General features: G+C 73.2%; 13 protein-coding genes. 6 read left to right on the top strand and 7 right to left on the bottom strand.

Annotated features, from left to right (window positions below; all coding sequences use genetic code 11):
• Positions 1-353 precede the first annotated feature (353 nt).
• Together ACH4B3_RS11150 and ACH4B3_RS11145 are read right to left on the bottom strand one after the other, a co-directional pair.
• Complete coding sequence (locus ACH4B3_RS11150) at positions 354-992, bottom strand: DUF305 domain-containing protein (RefSeq protein ID WP_398462511.1); 639 nt, start codon at positions 990-992, stop codon at positions 354-356.
• A gap of 131 nt (positions 993-1123) precedes the next feature.
• Positions 1124-1720: a DUF6153 family protein gene (locus ACH4B3_RS11145; RefSeq protein WP_398462510.1), complete on the bottom strand. Its 597-nt coding sequence runs from the start codon at positions 1718-1720 to the stop codon at positions 1124-1126.
• Positions 1721-2187: 467 nt separating this feature from the next.
• Here ACH4B3_RS11145 and glnA point away from each other — a divergent pair, with 467 nt between their 5' ends.
• The 4 genes from glnA (at position 2188) to ACH4B3_RS11125 (ending at position 9090) form a co-directional block, all read left to right on the top strand.
• Positions 2188-3552 carry a type I glutamate--ammonia ligase gene (glnA, locus tag ACH4B3_RS11140; protein ID WP_398462509.1) on the top strand — a complete coding sequence of 455 codons (1365 nt, stop codon included), beginning with the start codon at positions 2188-2190 and terminating at the stop codon, positions 3550-3552.
• Between the two features lie 106 nt (positions 3553-3658).
• Positions 3659-4939, top strand: coding sequence for a hypothetical protein (locus tag ACH4B3_RS11135; protein ID WP_398462508.1), 1281 nt, complete (start codon positions 3659-3661; stop codon positions 4937-4939).
• Positions 4940-5208: 269 nt separating this feature from the next.
• On the top strand, positions 5209-5703 hold the full coding sequence (locus tag ACH4B3_RS11130; RefSeq protein ID WP_398462507.1) for a hypothetical protein: 495 nt from the start codon (positions 5209-5211) through the stop codon (positions 5701-5703).
• Positions 5704-5850: 147 nt separating this feature from the next.
• Positions 5851-9090: a bifunctional [glutamine synthetase] adenylyltransferase/[glutamine synthetase]-adenylyl-L-tyrosine phosphorylase gene (locus ACH4B3_RS11125; RefSeq protein WP_398462506.1), complete on the top strand. Its 3240-nt coding sequence runs from the start codon at positions 5851-5853 to the stop codon at positions 9088-9090.
• Positions 9091-9237: 147 nt separating this feature from the next.
• Here the strand turns inward: ACH4B3_RS11125 and ACH4B3_RS11120 are convergent, their stop codons facing one another.
• From ACH4B3_RS11120 to ACH4B3_RS11100, 5 genes are all read right to left on the bottom strand, one after another.
• Complete coding sequence (locus ACH4B3_RS11120) at positions 9238-10125, bottom strand: HAD family hydrolase (RefSeq protein ID WP_398462505.1); 888 nt, start codon at positions 10123-10125, stop codon at positions 9238-9240.
• Positions 10126-10235: 110 nt separating this feature from the next.
• Positions 10236-10976, bottom strand: coding sequence for a sporulation protein (locus ACH4B3_RS11115; RefSeq protein ID WP_398462504.1), 741 nt, complete (start codon positions 10974-10976; stop codon positions 10236-10238).
• A 99-nt stretch (positions 10977-11075) separates the two neighbouring features.
• Positions 11076-12113 carry a phosphatase PAP2 family protein gene (locus ACH4B3_RS11110; RefSeq protein WP_398462503.1) on the bottom strand — a complete coding sequence of 346 codons (1038 nt, stop codon included), beginning with the start codon at positions 12111-12113 and terminating at the stop codon, positions 11076-11078.
• A gap of 36 nt (positions 12114-12149) precedes the next feature.
• A complete protein-coding gene (locus ACH4B3_RS11105; protein WP_398462502.1) occupies positions 12150-13220 on the bottom strand; it encodes a LacI family DNA-binding transcriptional regulator in 1071 nt (356 codons plus the stop codon).
• A gap of 25 nt (positions 13221-13245) precedes the next feature.
• Positions 13246-14919 (bottom strand): glycoside hydrolase family 13 protein, encoded by a 1674-nt coding sequence (locus tag ACH4B3_RS11100; protein ID WP_398462501.1) that lies wholly within the window; start codon positions 14917-14919, stop codon positions 13246-13248.
• Positions 14920-15237: 318 nt separating this feature from the next.
• Here ACH4B3_RS11100 and ACH4B3_RS11095 point away from each other — a divergent pair, with 318 nt between their 5' ends.
• The gene (locus ACH4B3_RS11095; protein ID WP_398462500.1) at positions 15238-16512 is read left to right on the top strand and encodes an extracellular solute-binding protein; all 1275 of its coding nucleotides are present in this window, start codon (positions 15238-15240) and stop codon (positions 16510-16512) included.
• A 13-nt stretch (positions 16513-16525) separates the two neighbouring features.
• Positions 16526-17548 (top strand): carbohydrate ABC transporter permease, encoded by a 1023-nt coding sequence (locus tag ACH4B3_RS11090; RefSeq protein ID WP_398462499.1) that lies wholly within the window; start codon positions 16526-16528, stop codon positions 17546-17548.

Below are 17548 nucleotides of genomic sequence, written 5' to 3'. Positions count from 1 at the left end.
GGACGGGTGGTGGGCCGCGGCGGGCGGGGCACCGGGATGGCGCGCCCGGTCCCGGGCGCGGGGGCGCGCGGGACCGGGAGGGCAGCGACGGCGGGGTGGTGCGGGACGCGCCCCGCACCACGCCCGCCCCCACTCCGCCGCACTCCGTCGCGCCGGTCCGGGCTCGACGGGGCCGGCCGGGGCCGCCGGTGAGGACTCGACCGGGTCTGCCGGTCCGTACCCGACCGGGGCCGGGGCCGCCGGTCCGTTATCCGCTCGGTCTGCCATCCGGCTGGGACCCGGCCGGGACCGGTGGCGCAGGGCGCCGGTGAGGGGCCGACCGGGACCGCCGGTCCCGGTCGGCGCGCCGTCGCTCAGTCCTTGCCGAGCAGCGTGTCCATCCGGGTGATCTCGGCGTTCTGGGTGGTGATGATCCGCCCGGCCAGCGCCTTGGCGCCCTGGTGGGCGCCCTTGGACTTCTCGGTCCCGGCCATCTCCACCGCGCCCTGGTGGTGCTTGACCATCAACTCCAGGAACGCGGTGTCGAACGCCGCACCCGACGCCCGCTCCAGCTTCTCCATGTCGGCCGCGGTCATCATGCCCGGCATGCCGTGGTGGGCCGAGTGGTCCGCCCCGGAGTCCGCCGCGGGCACTTCCTCGCCCCAGCTCTTCAGCCAGCCGGACATGGTCCGGATCTCCGGGTCCTGGGCCTGCTTGATCTCCGCCGCGAGCTTCTTCACCTGGGCGGAGGACGCCCGGGTGGCCGCGAGGTCGGCCATCTCCACGGCCTGGCGGTGGTGCGGGATCATCCCCTGGGCGAAGGCGACGTCCGCCGCGTTGTGCGCGCCCTTTCCGTCCGGGGCGCCGGCCGGGGCACCGGCGGACGGCTTGTCGTGGCCGCCGTGTCCGCCGGCACCGTCGTCGTCGCTGCCGCACGCGGCGAGGACCAGAGCGGCGGCGACGGCGGCGGAGAGCGCGGCCGCGCGGCGGGCGAGGGAACGGTGCGTGGTCATGATGGTGTGCTCCTGCGAGTACGGAGGGGATGCCCCCGGGGCATCCGGGTGAAGGGGTGCGGATGACGTCATCCGCACCGAGGCGTGCGCGTGCCGGACCGGCCGTGGTGACCGGGGCCGGGGGTGCGGGCCTATATACGCAGGAGCTGCAACTGACTCAGGGAGGGCGGGGAGCGGCCGTCCGGACCCGCCGCCGCGGCCGGCGCCAGGCCCGCCCCGTCGGCCGGGGCCGCCGTGGCGCCCGGGAGGAGCGATGGCGGCAGTGGCCCGGTGCTGATGCCGGGTGCCGCGCAGGTGGCGTCCGCGTGGTGCGGATGCTCCGGGCCGTCGCCGAGGCCCGCGTGGTGGCAGGCGCTCACCCGCGCCGTACCGGCCGACCCGTGCGCCTCGGTCCCGGACCGATGCGCCCCGGAGCGGTCCGTCGCGCCCGTGTCCGTGTCCGCGGCCGGCGCCCGGTGGGTGCCGTGCGCCGGTGCGGCGTGCCAGGCCCGCAGGCCGTGCCCCGGCCGGCCGGCGGACGGCGGCGGGGCGGCGTGCGACGGGGGCTGGGCGCTGTGCGGCGCCGGGGCCTCGGCGGTATGCGGCGACGGCTGGGCGGTGTGCGCGGCGGCCGCGAAGGCGCCGCTCCCCAACCCGTGCATGGCCACGACCCCCGCCAGGACCGACCACATCAGCAGCAGGCACGCCCAGGCCCGGGAGGGCTTGAGGATCCGCGGCCGCGTGGTCATGGCGCTCATCGTAGGGGGCGGCAGGCCGGCCGGGCCCGCCGCCCTCCGGCCGCCCCGGACCGGCGGGCCCGCCGTCCTCGGCCGCCCCGGACCGGCAGGTCCGCCGCCGTCCGGCCACCTCCGACCCGCTCCCGGTGGGCCGGGTCCCGCCGTGCGGCCCGGGTTCGACCATGATCGCGTGATGTCCCACAATGAGGGACGGGCACAGGCCGGTACCGCGAACGGGTGGCGTGGCCCGTCCGCCGCTCCGGGCGCGGGGAGTTCCGCGCGAGGGCGCCCCGCACCCGCTCTTTGAGAGGGGCGGCCCAACAGGCAGTATGGGCACCGAGTGGTGCCGCTCACACGAGATGAGGCCGTGCCGAGCCGCGTGCGCAACGCACGCGAAATCGTGTGGTGGGATGCTCAGGTGCCCCCGAAGTGCCCCGCGGCCTGGGAACGGGCGGCCTGACCTGCGAGGATGGGTGGAAATGGATAAGCAGCAGGAGTTCGTGCTCCGGACGCTCGAAGAGCGCGACATCCGGTTCGTGCGACTGTGGTTCGCCGATGTGCTGGGCTTCCTGAAGTCGGTGGCCGTGGCCCCCGCCGAGCTTGAACAGGCATTCGACGAAGGCATCGGTTTCGACGGCTCGGCGATCGAGGGATTCGCCCGCGTCTACGAGTCCGACATGATCGCCAAGCCCGATCCCAGCACCTTCCAGATCCTGCCCTGGCGCGCCGAGGCACCCGGCACCGCACGGATGTTCTGCGACATCCTGATGCCGGACGGGTCGCCCTCCTACGCCGACCCGCGCTACGTCCTCAAGCGCATCCTGGCCAAGACCTCCGACCTGGGGTTCACCTTCTACACCCACCCCGAGATCGAGTTCTTCCTGCTCAAGCACAAGCCGGACGACGGGTCCCGGCCGGTGCCGGCGGACTCCTCCGGCTACTTCGACCACACCCCGCAGAACGTGGGCATGGACTTCCGCCGCCAGGCCATCACCATGCTGGAGTCGATGGGGATCTCGGTCGAGTTCTCCCACCACGAGGGCGCCCCGGGCCAGCAGGAGATCGACCTGCGCTACGCCGACGCGCTGTCCACCGCCGACAACATCATGACCTTCCGGCTCGTGATGAAGCAGGTGGCGCTGGAGCAGGGCGTGCACGCCACCTTCATGCCCAAGCCGTTCTCGGAGTTCCCCGGCTCGGGCATGCACACCCACCTGTCCCTCTTCGAAGGGGACCGCAACGCCTTCTACGAGTCCGGAGCCGAGTTCCAGCTGTCCAAGGTGGGCCGGTCCTTCATCGCCGGCCTGCTGCGGCACGCGTCCGAGGTCTCGGCCGTGACCAACCAGTGGGTCAACTCCTACAAGCGCATCTGGGGCGTCGCCCAGGGCCGCACCGCCGGCGCCGGCGGCGAGGCGCCCTCGTACATCTGCTGGGGCCACAACAACCGGTCCGCGCTGGTGCGGGTCCCGCTCTACAAGCCCGGGAAGACCGGCTCCACCCGCGTGGAGGTCCGGTCCATCGACTCCGGCGCCAACCCCTACCTGGCGTACGCGGTGCTGCTGGCCGCCGGCCTGAAGGGCATCGAGGAGGGCTACGAGCTGCCGGCCGGTGCCGACGACGACGTCTGGGCGCTGTCCGACGCCGAGCGCCGCTCGCTGGGCATCGAGCCCCTCCCGCAGAACCTCGGTGAGGCGATCTCGCTGATGGAACGCAGCGAACTGGTCGCCGAGACGCTCGGCGAGCACGTCTTCGACTTCTTCCTCCGCAACAAGAAGCAGGAGTGGGAGGAGTACCGCTCCGAGGTCACCGCCTACGAGCTGCGCAAGAGCCTGCCGGTGCTGTGACCGCAGATCGGGACGGGCAAAGCTCGGAACCGAGGCTCAGGGTCGACGGTGGCGAACCGTCGGCCCTGAGTCGTCTTGCTCGTCATGCGAGTCGGGGGAGATCCTGATGATCCTGCCCATCCACCTGGAGTGCCCGGCCTGCGAAGCGGCAATTCTGCTGCGCGTCGGATTATCCCGGGACCGGCAGCGAATCATGGTCGCATGTCCGGACTGTCACTCCGTCATCCGAGGGTCGATCGTCCCGTCCGGTGATCGACTGCTCCCACGCTTCGACCTCCCGGGAATCAAGGAGCTTGACCATCGGACTCCTGGAAAGGAGTGGAGGGTGGTCAACACCTACGGGGACCTGCCGAGTGGTTCGGCGGAGGAATTCTCGTCCTTCCTGTCCGTCTCGCGCGTGTTCGGGGACCGCGCACTCTGGTACCTTCGCCGCGTCACGCTCGTCCGAGCCTTCGCGGAGAAGGCGGATCCTCTTGAGCACGCCTACGGGTTCTATCTGCAAGAGCGCTGGGATCTGCTTGATTCCGTGATGAAGCGGCGCTTCGAGGAAGACTGGCCGATCGAGGAAAGCTGGCCGAGTGGCCTCTCGGAGCTGGGCAGGCACACCCAGCTCCACAGGATCATTTCCCTGCTGGCGGGCGCCATGGATCCGGCGGGCCATTACTCGAGGGCCAGGCGTGAACTGTGGTCTCGCGTCTCCCGAAAGCGGGCAGAGTTTTCGGAGCTTGCGTTCGGAATCATCTCGGAACCGGGGTTCTCGACCATCCACCAGCGCGTCGCGGACCAATTCTTCGGGTTGCTTCGGGACGGTTCGGAGTGGATTCCGGCGCTGGCCATCGCACATCTTCGGGCGAGTCGCATCCCGGTTCCCGGGGACTGGCGGGTGCCGATCGGGCGCATCGACTCCCTGCGTGACGCCTACCGGCAGAACTTCGAGGTGAGCTGCCAGATGCTTCCGGTGGTCATCCGGATGCAGAACATGGCCGAGGGCCGGGACGACGGCACCATCCGCGACCCGGCGCTCTCGAACGGATGGGCTCCTCGCGCGTTGCGTGCCCGGGATCTGGTGAACAACGTCCAGCAGTTCGCGAAGTCGAAGGCCGCGACCAAGGAGGCGTATCTCTGCCGCTACACCCATCTGCGCCACTTCTGGCACTCGGCCTTCAGCAGGGATGTCAGGAACAGCATCGCTCACGCGGAGTTCGACTACGTGATGCACGACGGACTCGTGCGGTACAAGGGGAGGGAAGTCCCCTGTCACGTGTTCATCGAGGCACTGGTCGAACAGATCGTCCTGCTGGTCCTCTGGCTCGATCTCTGCAAGCTCTGCAAGGTCTACGGGTCGAGGTGGGACCCCGCCGGGAGGACGTTCTCGGGTCTCGGTTAGGCGAGCCGGCCGGGTACGGGGGGACACCGCGGGCCCGGGAAACCGGTCGGGCCGGGCCGCCTCCGGGCCGTCCTAGGACGGCCTCGCCGGCATCCCGGGCCGGCGTTCCCGCGGCGCCGGCTGGTCGGCGCGTCCCGGCAGCCCGTCCCCGGCAGCGCCCCCGGCGCGCGGGTCGCCGATGATGGAAGGGCAGGGCTTCACGTGCCGCGCGTGCCGGCGGCCCCGGGCCGGCCGGCACCGGGCCGAACCGACCGACAGGGGGCTCTCCCATGAACCGCACGACCAGGTCCCTCGTGGTCTCCGGCGCCGCGGTGGCCGCCATCGGGGTCCCGCTCGCCGCATGCGGGGGCGGCGGGGGCGGGGGAGAGGAGGGCGACGACCAGGGCGCGGTCACGGCGGCCGAGATGGAGGCGTGGCGGGACGAGGCGTCCGAGGCCGGCGAGGACGTCCTCGGTGGCAGCCCCGAGGACGCGGCGCTGAACCTGCTGACGGACTGCGAAGGCACCGTGGACGCGGTCGCCGAGGCCGTCGAGAGCGTCCCGGACCCGCCCTACAAGGGCGAGGAATGGCGCGATCTGGTGGACGCGGTGGTCGACCGGCTGCGGCAGGACGACGTCTGCCAGGCCGTCGAGGACTTCGACCGCGAGAAGCTGGCGGAGATCGGCGAGCAGATCGACCGGGCCGGCAGCTGGGTCGCCGACGTGAACCGGCACTTCCCCTCGCTCGACTGGGACCCGGAGAGCTATCTCCAACCCCAGGACTAGGCCGGACGAGTGACGGCCCGCGGCCCCGGCGCGCCCGGAGCCGGGCGCGCCGGCCCCCGCGCCGGGACCGCCCGGCGTTCCCGCCCCGACCCGCCGGCACTAAGCTCGCAAGGGCGATCATGAGGTGGTCGGGAGAGGCGGTGCCAGGTGCTGCACGGGCGACGGGACAGCCGGTTCGGGCGGCTGCTGCGGTACGGATTCACCGACTCCGCGGCGGCGGGCCGGCTGCTGGACCTGCCCGAGATGGCCGCCGTCCGGGGCGACCCGGTGCTGCTGGACGCGATCGGCGCCACCGCCGACCCCGACGGCGCGCTGCGCAGCCTGGTGCGGCTGGTCGAGGCGCTGCCCGGGCCGGACGACGGCGCCGCCCGGCCCGCCGCCGACGGGCCGGCGGGCACCGCGGACGCGCCCCGCTCCGGCTCCCGGCAGGCGCTGCTGGACACCCTGGTCACCGCCAAGCCGCTCCGCGACCGGCTGCTCGGCGTGCTCGGCGCCTCCGAGGCGCTCGGCGACCACCTGGCCCGGCACCCGCACGACTGGCAGTCGCTGGTCAGGTACGAGTCGGCCGACCTGCACCCGACCACCGCGGACTTCGAGCAGGCGCTCGCCGAGGACATCTGGAGCGGCGCCGGTGACACCCGCCCCCGCCCGGACGCGCTGCGCATCGCCTACCGGCGCTGTCTGCTGCGGATCGCCGCCCGCGACGTCTGCGGCACCACCGACGTCGCCCGGACCGCCGCCGAGCTGGCCGACCTGGCCACCGCGACCCTGCGCGCGGCGCTGCGGATCGCCGCCGAGGAGCAGCCCGAGGACGCCGCCCGGTGCCGGCTCGCGGTGATCGGCATGGGCAAGTGCGGCGGCCGGGAGCTGAACTACGTCTCGGACGTGGACGTCATCTTCGTGGCCGAGCCCCGCGAGCGGAACGGCGGCGGGCAGCAGCCGGTCGACGAGCCGCAGGCCCTGCAGGCCGCCACCCGGCTCGCCGCCCGGATGATGCGGGTCTGCTCCGACGTCACCATCGAGGGCACCATCTGGCCGGTGGACGCCAACCTCCGTCCGGAAGGCCGCAACGGACCGCTGGTGCGGACCCTGTCCAGCCATCTGGCGTACTACCAGCGGTGGGCGAAGACCTGGGAGTTCCAGGCCCTGCTCAAGGCCCGGCCGGTGGCCGGCGACGCCGCGCTGGGGCAGGCGTACGTGGACGCCGTGGCCCCCCTGGTCTGGCAGGCCGCCGAACGCGACAACTTCGTCCCCGACGTGCAGCAGATGCGCCGCCGGGTGGTGGCGAACATCCCCGCCGCCCAGGTCGACCGGGAACTGAAACTCGGCCCCGGCGGGCTGCGGGACGTCGAGTTCGCCGTCCAGCTGCTCCAGCTGGTGCACGGCCGGACCGACCCGGCACTGCGCAGCGGCACCACCCTCGACGCGCTCGACGCGCTGGCCGGCGGCGGCTACGTGGGGCGGGCCGACGCCGCCGCGCTGGACACCGCCTACCGCTTCCTGCGCACCATGGAGCACCGCATCCAGCTCCACCGGCTGCGCCGCACCCACCTGGTGCCCGAGGACGAGCAGGAGCTGCGCCGGCTGGGCCGCTCGCTGGGCTTCCGCACCGAGCCGGTGACCGAGCTGGGCAAGGAGTGGCGGCGGCACGCCCGCGAGGTGCGGCGGCTGCACGAGAAGCTCTTCTACCGGCCGCTGCTGGACGCCGTCGCCCAGCTGGAGCCCGGTGCCGCCCGGCTCAGCACCACGGCCGCCGGCCAGCGCCTGGAGGCGCTGGGCTACGCCGACCCGGCCACCGCGCTCCGGCACCTGGAGGCACTGGCCTCCGGGGTCAGCCGCAAGGCCGCCATCCAGCGCACCCTGCTGCCGGTGCTGCTGGCCTGGTTCGCCGACTCCGCCGACCCGGACGCCGGACTGTTCAACTTCCGCCAGGTGTCCGACGCGCTCGGCAAGACCCCCTGGTACCTGCGGCTGCTGCGGGACGAGGGCGCCGCGGCGGAGAACCTGGCCCGGGTGCTGTCGGCCGGGCGGCTCGCCCCCGACCTGCTGCTCCGCGCCCCGGAGGCGGTGGCCCTGCTCGGCGACCCGGAAGGGCTGCGGCCGCGCGGCCGGGCCGCGCTGGAACAGGAGATCCTCGCGGCGGTCGGCCGGGCGGACGGCGGCGAGCAGGCCGTGGCGGCGGCCCGCGGGGTGCGGCGGCGGGAGCTGTTCCGGACCGCGGCGGCCGACATCATCGGCGCCTACACCGGCTCCGCCGGCCCCGGGGCGGCCGGCCGGACCCGGGCCACGGGCCCGGAGTCCGCGCCCGGCAACGGCCCGGTGACGGGCCCGGCGCCCGGCCAGGGGACCACCGACCCGGGCCGGGCCCCGGAGGGCCCGGCCCGGCAGCCGGCCGGCGCCGCAGACGACGACCTCGGCACCGCCGTCGACATGGTCGGCCGCGCGGTCTCCGACATCAACGCCGCGACGCTGGCCGGGGCGCTGCGCGCCGCCGTACGGGAGAGCTGGGGCGACGAGCTGCCGACCCGCTTCGCGGTGATCGGCATGGGCCGCTTCGGCGGCCATGAACTCGGCTACGGATCCGACGCCGACGTGCTCTTCGTCCACGAGCCACGGGAGGGCGTCGACGAGCAGGTGGCCTCCCGGGCGGCGTTCGCGGTGGCCAACGAGATGCGGCGACTGCTCCAGCTGCCCACCGTGGACCCGCCCCTGCTGATCGACGCCGACCTCCGCCCGGAGGGCCGGACCGGCCCGCTGGTGCGCAGCCTCGCCTCCTACGCCGCGTACTACCGGCGCTGGTCGGTGGTGTGGGAGAGCCAGGCGCTGCTGCGCGCGGAACCGGTGGCCGGCGACCCGGAGCTGGGAGCCCGCTTCATCGAGCTGATCGACCCGCTGCGCTACCCGGCGGACGGGCTGGACGACGACGCGGTCCGGGAGATCCGCCGGCTCAAGGCCCGGATGGAGAGCGAGCGGCTGCCGCGGGGCGCCGACCCGACCACCCACACCAAGCTGGGCCGCGGCGGCCTCTCCGACGTCGAGTGGACCGTGCAGCTGTTGCAGATGCGGCACGGCCGGAGCGAGCCGGGCCTGCGCACCACCCGCACCCGGCAGGCGCTGGCCGCCGCCCACACGGCCGGGCTGCTCTGCACCGAGGACGCGCAGACCCTGGACGAGGCGTGGGTGCTCGCCACCCGGGTGCGCAACGCGGTGATGCTGGTCCGCGGCAGGCCCGGCGACACCTTCCCCGGCGAGAGCCGGGAGCTCGCCGCGGTGGGCCGCTACCTGGGGTACGAGACCGGTCACGTGGGCGAGATGCTCGACGACTACCGCCGGATCACCCGCCGGGCCCGTGCCGTGGTGGAGCGGCTGTTCTACGACGCCGACTGAGCCGCCCGCGGGGCGCCCGCCCCTCCCGGGGGGCGGCCGCCCCCCGCGAGGCGCCCGCCCCTCCCGGGGGGCGGCCGCCCGGCGGCCCGCCCACCGCGGGCCGGCACCCGGGGGCGGGGCCGGCCGGGGCCCGGGCCCCGGCCCGGGCTAGGGGGCCGAGCGGGCCGGCGGGACCGCGGCCCGCGGCCGTCCGGCGCCGGCCCCGGTGTCCCCGCCCGGCGCCCGGCCCGGTGGGCCGCCCGCCGGCGCGGCGCCGAAGAGCCGCTCCAGCACCACCGCCACCCCGTCCTCGTCGTTGCGCGGCGCCACCTCGTGGGCGATCGCGCGCAGGTCGGGGTGCGCGTTGCCCATCGCCACCCCGTACCCGGCCCAGGTCAGCAGCGGGATGTCGTTCGGCATGTCGCCGAAGGCGATGGTCTCCGACGGGGTGAAGCCCAGCCGTTCCGCCGCGCGCTGCAACCCGGCCGCCTTGGTGACCCCGGCGGGCAGCACCTCGATCATGCCCTTCTCGGAGTGCGTGACCGACACCCGGGGACCGCCGGCCCGGGCGGCCGCCGCGGCGACCAGCTCGTCCGGCAGTTCCCGGTGGCGCATCAGCACCTTCTCGATGGGACCGGCGAACAGCGCGGCCCGGTCCGCGGCCCGGCCCCAGCCGGCCCGGGGGCGGTCGGCGAAACCGGGCGTCACCACGAACCGGTTCGCCGGCGCGGCGGTCACCACGGCCAGCTCCAGCCGCGCCCCGCCGAGCGCCCGCTCGGTCGCCTCCACCACGGAACGGGCCAGGTCGCGGTCGAGCGCGGCGCTGTCCAGCAGCCGGTCCGCCGACGCGTCGTACAGCTGCGCGCCCTGGCCGCACACCGCGAGCCCCCGGTAACCCATGGCCACGAGGAACTCGCGGCAGGAGGACGCGGGCCGGCCGGTGACCACGATGTGGCGCGCGCCGCCGTCCGCCGCCCGGGCCAGCGCCGCCCGGCTGCGGGCCGACACGGTCAGATCGCCGCGCAGCAGGGTGCCGTCCAGGTCGGTGGCGACCACCCGGAACCGGGCGGCGGCGGCCGCCGGACGCCGGTGGCCGGGGCGGGGCGGGGGCGCGGTGTCCGGGCCGCCGGCCGCGGGCGCGGCACCAGCCCGGGGGCACGCGCCGGTCACTGCGCGAACCGGGAGCGCGCGTGCTCGTCGATGACCTTGGTGACCTGGGCCGGGTCCAGCTCCCGGTAGTCGAAGGTCAGCAGCCCGTCGCCGCCGGTGAGCAGGTCCAGGGAGTCGTGTCGTGCGTTGAAGGCGATCTCGTTCTGGCCATCGCGCCGGTAGTCGGCCGGGAACCACATCTCGATCTCCTGCCACCACCCCACCTGGGAGCGGACCGCCGCGCTCGGCGTGCCCTGCTTGCACTCGGCCTCGTCGAACCGGAACCCGAGGTCCGCGTACGCCTGGAGGACGATGTCCTGGGCAGGCAGCGCGTGCACCTCGAACTCGTCGAAATCGCCCTTGTCGACGGCGTTGTCGACGGCCAGCTCGGTGCGGACCGCCACCCGGGCGCCGCGCAGCCGCCGGCCGCCCAGGACGTGCGTCAGCGGCATCTCCCACGGCAGGTCGAAGACGACGCGCTCGGTGCGCGTCGCGCCCGCGGGCAGGGTGAACGGCCCGGGCACCCCGGAGGTGAGCAGGGCGCCGGGGTTGTCCCAGCCGTGCTCGCCGCCCTCCAGGTCCTCGAACCGTGCCACCACCTGGAGCGTCAGCCGTTCGATCGTGACGTCCGCGCCGCCGCCCCGCACCGTGACGGTGCACCCCAGCTGCTCGCCGGGACGGACCGCGGTGCGGTCCGGCACGGTCTCGACGCTGGGCGCGTTGATGCCCAGGGAACTCAGGAACCTGCGGAAAGCCATCGGTCTACCCCTCCCTCGTGACGTCCCACGGGGGTGCGCGCGCGGCTCACGCCCCGTGGGGGTGCGAGGCCATGATCGCAGCCGCCGGAGGGGTGATCGTCACCGGTGCGGGCGGCCCGGGGCGGGCAGCGGCGCGGAGCCCCCGCCGGCCCGGCCGGCCGCGCCGCCGGGGCCGGGCAGGGAAGCGCCGCGCGGTGCCTCGGTGCGGTACGCGCCGCTCGGCGCCTCGGGGCGGTCGGGTACGGATCCGCGCGGCGCCTCGGCACCGCCGGTGCGGGGCCAGGACGCCCCCGGGGCGACCGCGCGGGCGGCGGGCACCCTGGGCAGCCGGTAGCACAGTGCCCGGTACCAGAGGAAGGACAGCGCGAAGCCGAGGGCCAGGCAGAGGACGCCGCCGACCGCGTCCAGCCAGAAGTGGTTGGCGGTGGCGACGATGACCAGTCCGGTCACGGCCGGGTAGAGCAGCCCGAGCACCTTGACCCACACCAGGCGGGCCAGCATGGCGACGGTGAGGCCGCACCACAGCGACCAGCCGATGTGCATCGAGGGCATCGCCGCGTACTGGTTCGACATCTCCGACAGGTTGCCGGAGGCCATCGAGCCCCAGGTGTCGTGCACCACGACCGTGTCGATGAAGCCGCCGCCGGGCATCAGCCGGGGCGGCGCCAGCGGGAAGAGGTAGTAGCCGAGCAGGGCGACGCCGGTGGTGGTGAAGAGGACCAGCCGGGTCGCCGCGTACCGTCCGGGATGCCACCGGTAGATCCACACCAGCACGGCGATCGTCACGATGAAGTGGAGCGTGGCGTAGTAGTAGTTCATGCCGACGATCAGCCAGCCGACGGAGTCGACGGCGTGATTGACCGAGCGCTCGAAGGCGAGGCCGAGCCGGTGCTCCCAGTCCCAGATCCAGTCGGCGTTGCGCAGCGCCTCGCCGCGCTGCTCCGGGACCGCGTTGCGGACCAGCGAGTACGTCCAGTAGCTGAGGCCGATCAGCAGGATCTCGAACCACAGCCGTGGTCGCCGGGGGGTTCGCAGCCGGGGCAGAACAGACGGGCGTGGCGGGCGGGCAGCCTCGGTCTCCTCGATGGGTGACGGGGCGGCCGACCCTTCCGGAGTCCTTACAGTCGCTTCACCCATAGAGCTACAGTCTGCCAGAGAACGGACAGACGCAGATCATTCGGAGGTACGGTCTTCGCCACTTCTGTCCCGCTTCTGTACGGAACCGCGACCTCCGGGTACCGATGCCGTTGAACCTCGAACGACGAGTTCGGGGAGGAAGACGAACTCGCTGTGCGGGGCCGGCGTGCCGCCGATCTCCTCCAGCAGCGCCCGTACCGCCGCCTGCCCCATCGACAGCACCGGTTTGCGGATCGTGGTCAGCGGCGGGTCGGTGAACGCTATGAGCGGCGAGTCGTCGAAGCCCACCACCGAGACGTCCTCCGGGACCCCGAGCCCCCGCTGCCGGGCGGCCCGGATCGCCCCCAGCGCCATCATGTCGCTGGCGCACACCAGCGCCGTGCAGCCCCGGTCGATCAGCGCGGTGCCGGCCGCCTGGCCGCCCTCCAGGGTGTAGAGCGAGTGCTGGATCAGCTCCGCCGACTCCTCCGGCCCCAGCCCCAGCTGCTCCGCCATGCCGCGCTGGAAGCCCTCGATCTTCCGCAGCACCGGCACGAAGCGCCGGGGGCCCAGGGCCAGCCCGATCCGGGTGTGGCCCAGGGACGCCAGGTGGGTCACCGCCAGCAGCATCGCCGCCCGGTCGTCCGGGGAGATGAACGGTGCCCGCACCTTCGGCGAGAACCCGTCCACCAGCACGAAGGGCACCCCCTGGCCGCGCAGCAGGTCGTAGCGGGCCATGTCGGCGGAGGTGTCGGCGTGCAGTCCGGAGACGAAGATGATGCCCGCGACCCCGCGGTCCACCAGCATCTCGGTCAGCTCGTCCTCGGTGGACCCGCCCGGTGTCTGGGTCGCGAGCACCGGGGTGTACCCCTGGCGGGTGAGCGCCTGCCCGATCACCTGGGCCAGCGCGGGGAAGATCGGGTTCTCCAGCTCCGGGGTGATCAGCCCGACCAGCCCGGCGCTGCGCTGGCGCAGCCGGACCGGCCGTTCGTAGCCGAGTACGTCGAGCGCTGCCAGGACGGATTCGCGGGTGCCCGCGGCCACTCCCGGCTTGCCGTTGAGCACGCGACTGACTGTGGCTTCACTGACCCCCGCCTGGGCTGCGATGTCAGCAAGCCGTGCGGTCATGGAGCTGGACTGTACCGGGCGCATGTCAGATTGCCCACCACGCACTGGAATCAGCGGGAATGCGTACGGTCACCTCGCCCGCCACCACCGGGGCCGAGGCCAGCAGCAGCCGACCGGGCCGGGGGAGTTCGACCTCCTCGCCGCGCGTGTTGACGGTGCACACCAGCCCGGGGCGGACCAGCGCCAGCACCCCCTCCGGCAGCTCCGCGCCGTCCCGCCAGGCCATCACCGGTTCGGCGAGGCCGGGCCGTTCGCGGCGCAGGGCGATGGCGGCGCGGTACAGCTCCAGGGTGGAGTCGGGGTCGCCGGTCTGGGCCTCGACGCTGAGCCGGGCCCAGCTGTCGGGCTGCGGCAGCCAGCTCGGGCCGCCGGCCACCGGTCCGAAGCCGTAGGGCGGCTCGGTGCCGGACCAGGGGATCGGCACCCGGCACCCGTCCCGGAAGCCGTCCTGGCCGTCGCCGCGGAAGAACGCCGGGTCCTGGCGCACGTCGTCGGGGAGGTCGGTGACCTCGGGCAGGCCGAGTTCCTCGCCCTGGTAGACGTAGGTGGAGCCGGGCAGGGCCAGCATCAGCAGCGCGGCCGCGCGGGCCCGGGCCAGGCCCTGCTCCGGGCCGGTCTCGGCGTACCGGGTGGTGTGCCGCACCACGTCGTGGTTGGACAGCACCCAGGTGGTGGGGGCGCCCACCGAGGTGGTGGCGGCCAGCGAGGCGTCGATGACCGTGCGCATCGCCGCCGCGTCCCACGGGCACCGCAGGAACTGGAAGTTGAACGCCTGGTGCAGCTCGTCCGGGCGGACGTACAGTGCCAGCCGCTCGGAGCTGGGCGCCCAGGCCTCGGCGACGCCGATGCGCTGCCCCGGATAGGAGTCCAGCAGCCGCCGCCAGGCCCGGTGGATGGTGTGCACCCCGTCCTGGTCGAAGAACGGCAGCCGCTGGGCGCCGATCAGCCGGGCCTGCTCCTGGTGGCCGATGTCGGGCAGCCCCGGGGCCTTGACCATGCCGTGCGCCACGTCGATGCGGAACCCGTCGACGCCGAGGTCCAGCCAGAACCGCAGCACCGAGTCGAACTCGCGGTGCACCTCCGGGCAGTCCCAGTCCAGGTCGGGCTGCTCGGGGGCGAACAGGTGCAGGTACCACTCTCCCGGCGCGCCGTCCGGGCCGGTGGTCCGGGTCCAGGCCGGGCCGCCGAAGACCGACTGCCAGTCGTTGGGCGGCAGCGACCCGTCCGGGCCGCGCCCGGGGCGGAAGTGGTAGCGGGCCCGGGCCGGGCCGCCGGGCCGGTCCGCCAGCGCCGCGCGGAACCAGGGGTGCTGGTCGGAGGTGTGGTTCGGCACCACGTCGACGATGACCCGCAGCCCCAGCTCATGGGCGGCGCGGACCAGGTCGTCGGCGTCCCGCAGGTCGCCGAAGAGCGGATCGACGGACCGGTAGTCGGCCACGTCGTAGCCCCCGTCGGCCTGCGGGGAGGCGTAGAACGGGGTCAGCCACACGGCGTCCACGCCCAGCCGGGCCAGATGCGGCAGCCGGTCCCGGACGCCGCGCAGGTCGCCGATGCCGTCACCGTCGCTGTCGGCGAAGGACCGTACGTAGACCTGGTAGATGACGGCGTGGCGCCACCAGCCCGGGTCGGTGGACGGCTGTTCGGCGGTGGTGCGGGCGTCGGCGTCGGTCGGGCCGGAGGCGGTCAGCTCCTGCGTCATGGCGCTCCCTGTCGGACGGATCGGACGGAACCGGATGAGTCGGATGGGTCGGACGGGCGGCTTAACCGGAACGTAACATCTCTGCAAGTCTTGCGGAAGGGCTTGCAGGCGCGGCCCCCGTGGCGGCCCGAGGCACCCGGGCGCGCGGGCGGCGCCCCGCCCCGCCCGCCCCGTGGGGCACCGGACGGACACACCGATGTAACGATCCGGCACCCTTGCAGAAAGTTTGCGCAAGGTCTTTCGGGTTTTTTGCATCCCTGTTACGTTCCTCGACAACCCGGCGCCGCGATGGCGCGGTCGGCTTTGTAAGGAGTTCAGATGCGACGTGGCATAGCGGCCACTGCGCTCGTCGCGGCCCTGGCGCTCGCGGCGACGGCCTGCGGCGACAGTGACGACAGCGCGGAGAGCAAGTCCCCCGGCGAGATCTCCGGCACCGTGACCTACTGGGACACCTCGAACGACGCTGAGAAGGCCACGTACAAGCAGCTCGCCGAGGACTTCACCAAGGAATACCCGAAGGTGAAGGTCAAGTACGTCAACGTGCCCTTCGGCGAGGCGCTGAACAAGTTCAAGAACGCCGCGGGCTCCGGCGGCTCCGGCGCCCCCGACGTGCTCCGTGCCGAGGTCGCCTGGACCCAGGACCTGGCCAACATCGGCTACCTCGCCCCGCTCGACGGCACTCCGGCCCTGGAGAACCGGCTGGACTACCTGCCGCAGGCCATGGCGAGCACCCAGTTCAAGGGCAAGACCTACGGGGTGCCCCAGGTCATCGACACCATGGGCCTCTTCTACAACAAGAAGATGCTCAAGGACGCCGGGGTGGAGCCGCCGACCTCGCTCACCGAGCTCAAGGCCGCCGCGAAGAAGATCAAGGAGAAGACCGGCAAGACCGGTATGTACCTCCGCGGTGACGACGCCTACTGGTACCTGTCCTTCCTCTACGGCGAGGGCGGCGACCTGGTCGACACCAAGTCCAAGCGGATCACCGTGGACGACGAGTCGGGCGTCAAGGCGTTCGCCGCCGCCCGCGACCTGGTCGAGTCGGGCGCGGCCGTCACCGACGCCACCGACGGCTGGGAGAACATGCAGAACGCCATCAAGAACGGCGACGTCGCCATGACGATCAACGGGCCGTGGGCGATCGAGGACACCCTCTCCGGCAAGGCGTTCAAGGACCGCGACAACCTCGGCGTCGTCCCGGTCCCGGCCGGCAGCAGCGGCCAGGGCTCCCCGCAGGGCGGCCACAACCTCACCGTCTACGCCGGCAGCGGCAACCTCGACGCCTCCTACGCCTTCGCCAAGTACATGTCCTCCGCGAAGGTGCAGGCGAAGACCACCGAGAAGCTCAGCCTGCTGCCCACCCGCGCCTCCGTCTACGAGAACAAGGCCGTGGCGTCCAACGCCAACGTGAAGTTCTTCAAGAACGCCGTCGACAAGGCTGTCGAGCGCCCGTGGATCCCCGAGGGCAACAGCCTCTTCCAGGGCATCCTCGTGGAGTTCCCCGGCGTGCTGACCGGCAAGACCTCCCCCGAGGACGCCGCCGAATCGGTCGGCGAGGCGTACCGCAAGCTGCTCAAGGGCGACTGGAAGTAGGGGACCGGCACAGATGGCTGTCGACACCAGCCGGTCGGCGGGACCGGCCGGGGGCGCTGACCGCGCCCCCGGCCGGGTCCGGAAGGCCGGCCGCACCGACAAGAGAGCTCCCGGCCGCATCCGGCGCGCGCTGGCCACCCACTGGTACGCCTGGGCCATGGTCGCCCCCGTGGTGATCGTGATCGGTGTGATCATCGGCTACCCGCTGGGCCGCGGTGTCTACCTGTCGCTGACCGACGCGAACGAGGCCAACGTCGAGCGCAACATCGGGGTCAACCACATCCCCGCCACCTACGACTTCGTGGGGCTCGACAACTTCACCGCGATCCTGCAGGACGGGGTCTTCTGGGACCGGCTCGGCTGGACGGTGACCTGGACGGTCTCCTGTGTCGCGGTCTCCTTCTCGCTCGGCCTGGGCCTGGCCGTGATGCTCAACCGCAAGATCAAGGGGCGCGCGCTCTACCGCTCGCTGCTGATCCTGCCCTGGGCGGTGCCCGCCTTCGTCTCCGTCTTCGCCTGGCGGCTGCTGTACAACGAGAAGAACGGCATCCTCAACAAGATCCTGGACGGCGGCGGCATCGACGCCGTGCCGTGGCTGAACGACCCCACCATGGCCAAGGTCTCGGTGATCGCCGTCAACATCTGGCTGGGCGTGCCGTTCATGCTGGTCGCGCTGCTGGGCGGGTTGCAGTCCATCCCCGGCGAGCTGTACGAAGCGGCCGAGATGGACGGCGCGAGCCCCTGGCAGCGGTTCCGCCACATCACGCTGCCCGGACTGCGCTCGGTCAGCAGCACGGTGATCCTGCTCTCCACCATCTGGACCTTCAACATGTTCCCGGTGATCTTCCTGCTCACCCGGGGCGGTCCCGGTGACAGCACCGAGATCCTGGTGACCTACGCCTACCGGCTGTCCTTCGTCAACAGCCCCCGCGACTTCGCCGGCGCCTCCGCCTGGGGCGTCCTCATCCTGCTCATCCTCCTGCTCTTCGCGGTGGTCTACCGCCGTTCGCTCCGCAAGCAGGGAGAGGTCTGGTAG

The sequence above is a fragment of the Streptomyces sp. NPDC018031 genome (genome assembly GCF_044327625.1).
In the GTDB taxonomy this organism is placed as follows: domain Bacteria; phylum Actinomycetota; class Actinomycetes; order Streptomycetales; family Streptomycetaceae; genus Streptomyces.
Note: the sequence above shows the minus strand (reverse complement) of the source record. Positions and strands in the feature narration are given on the sequence as shown.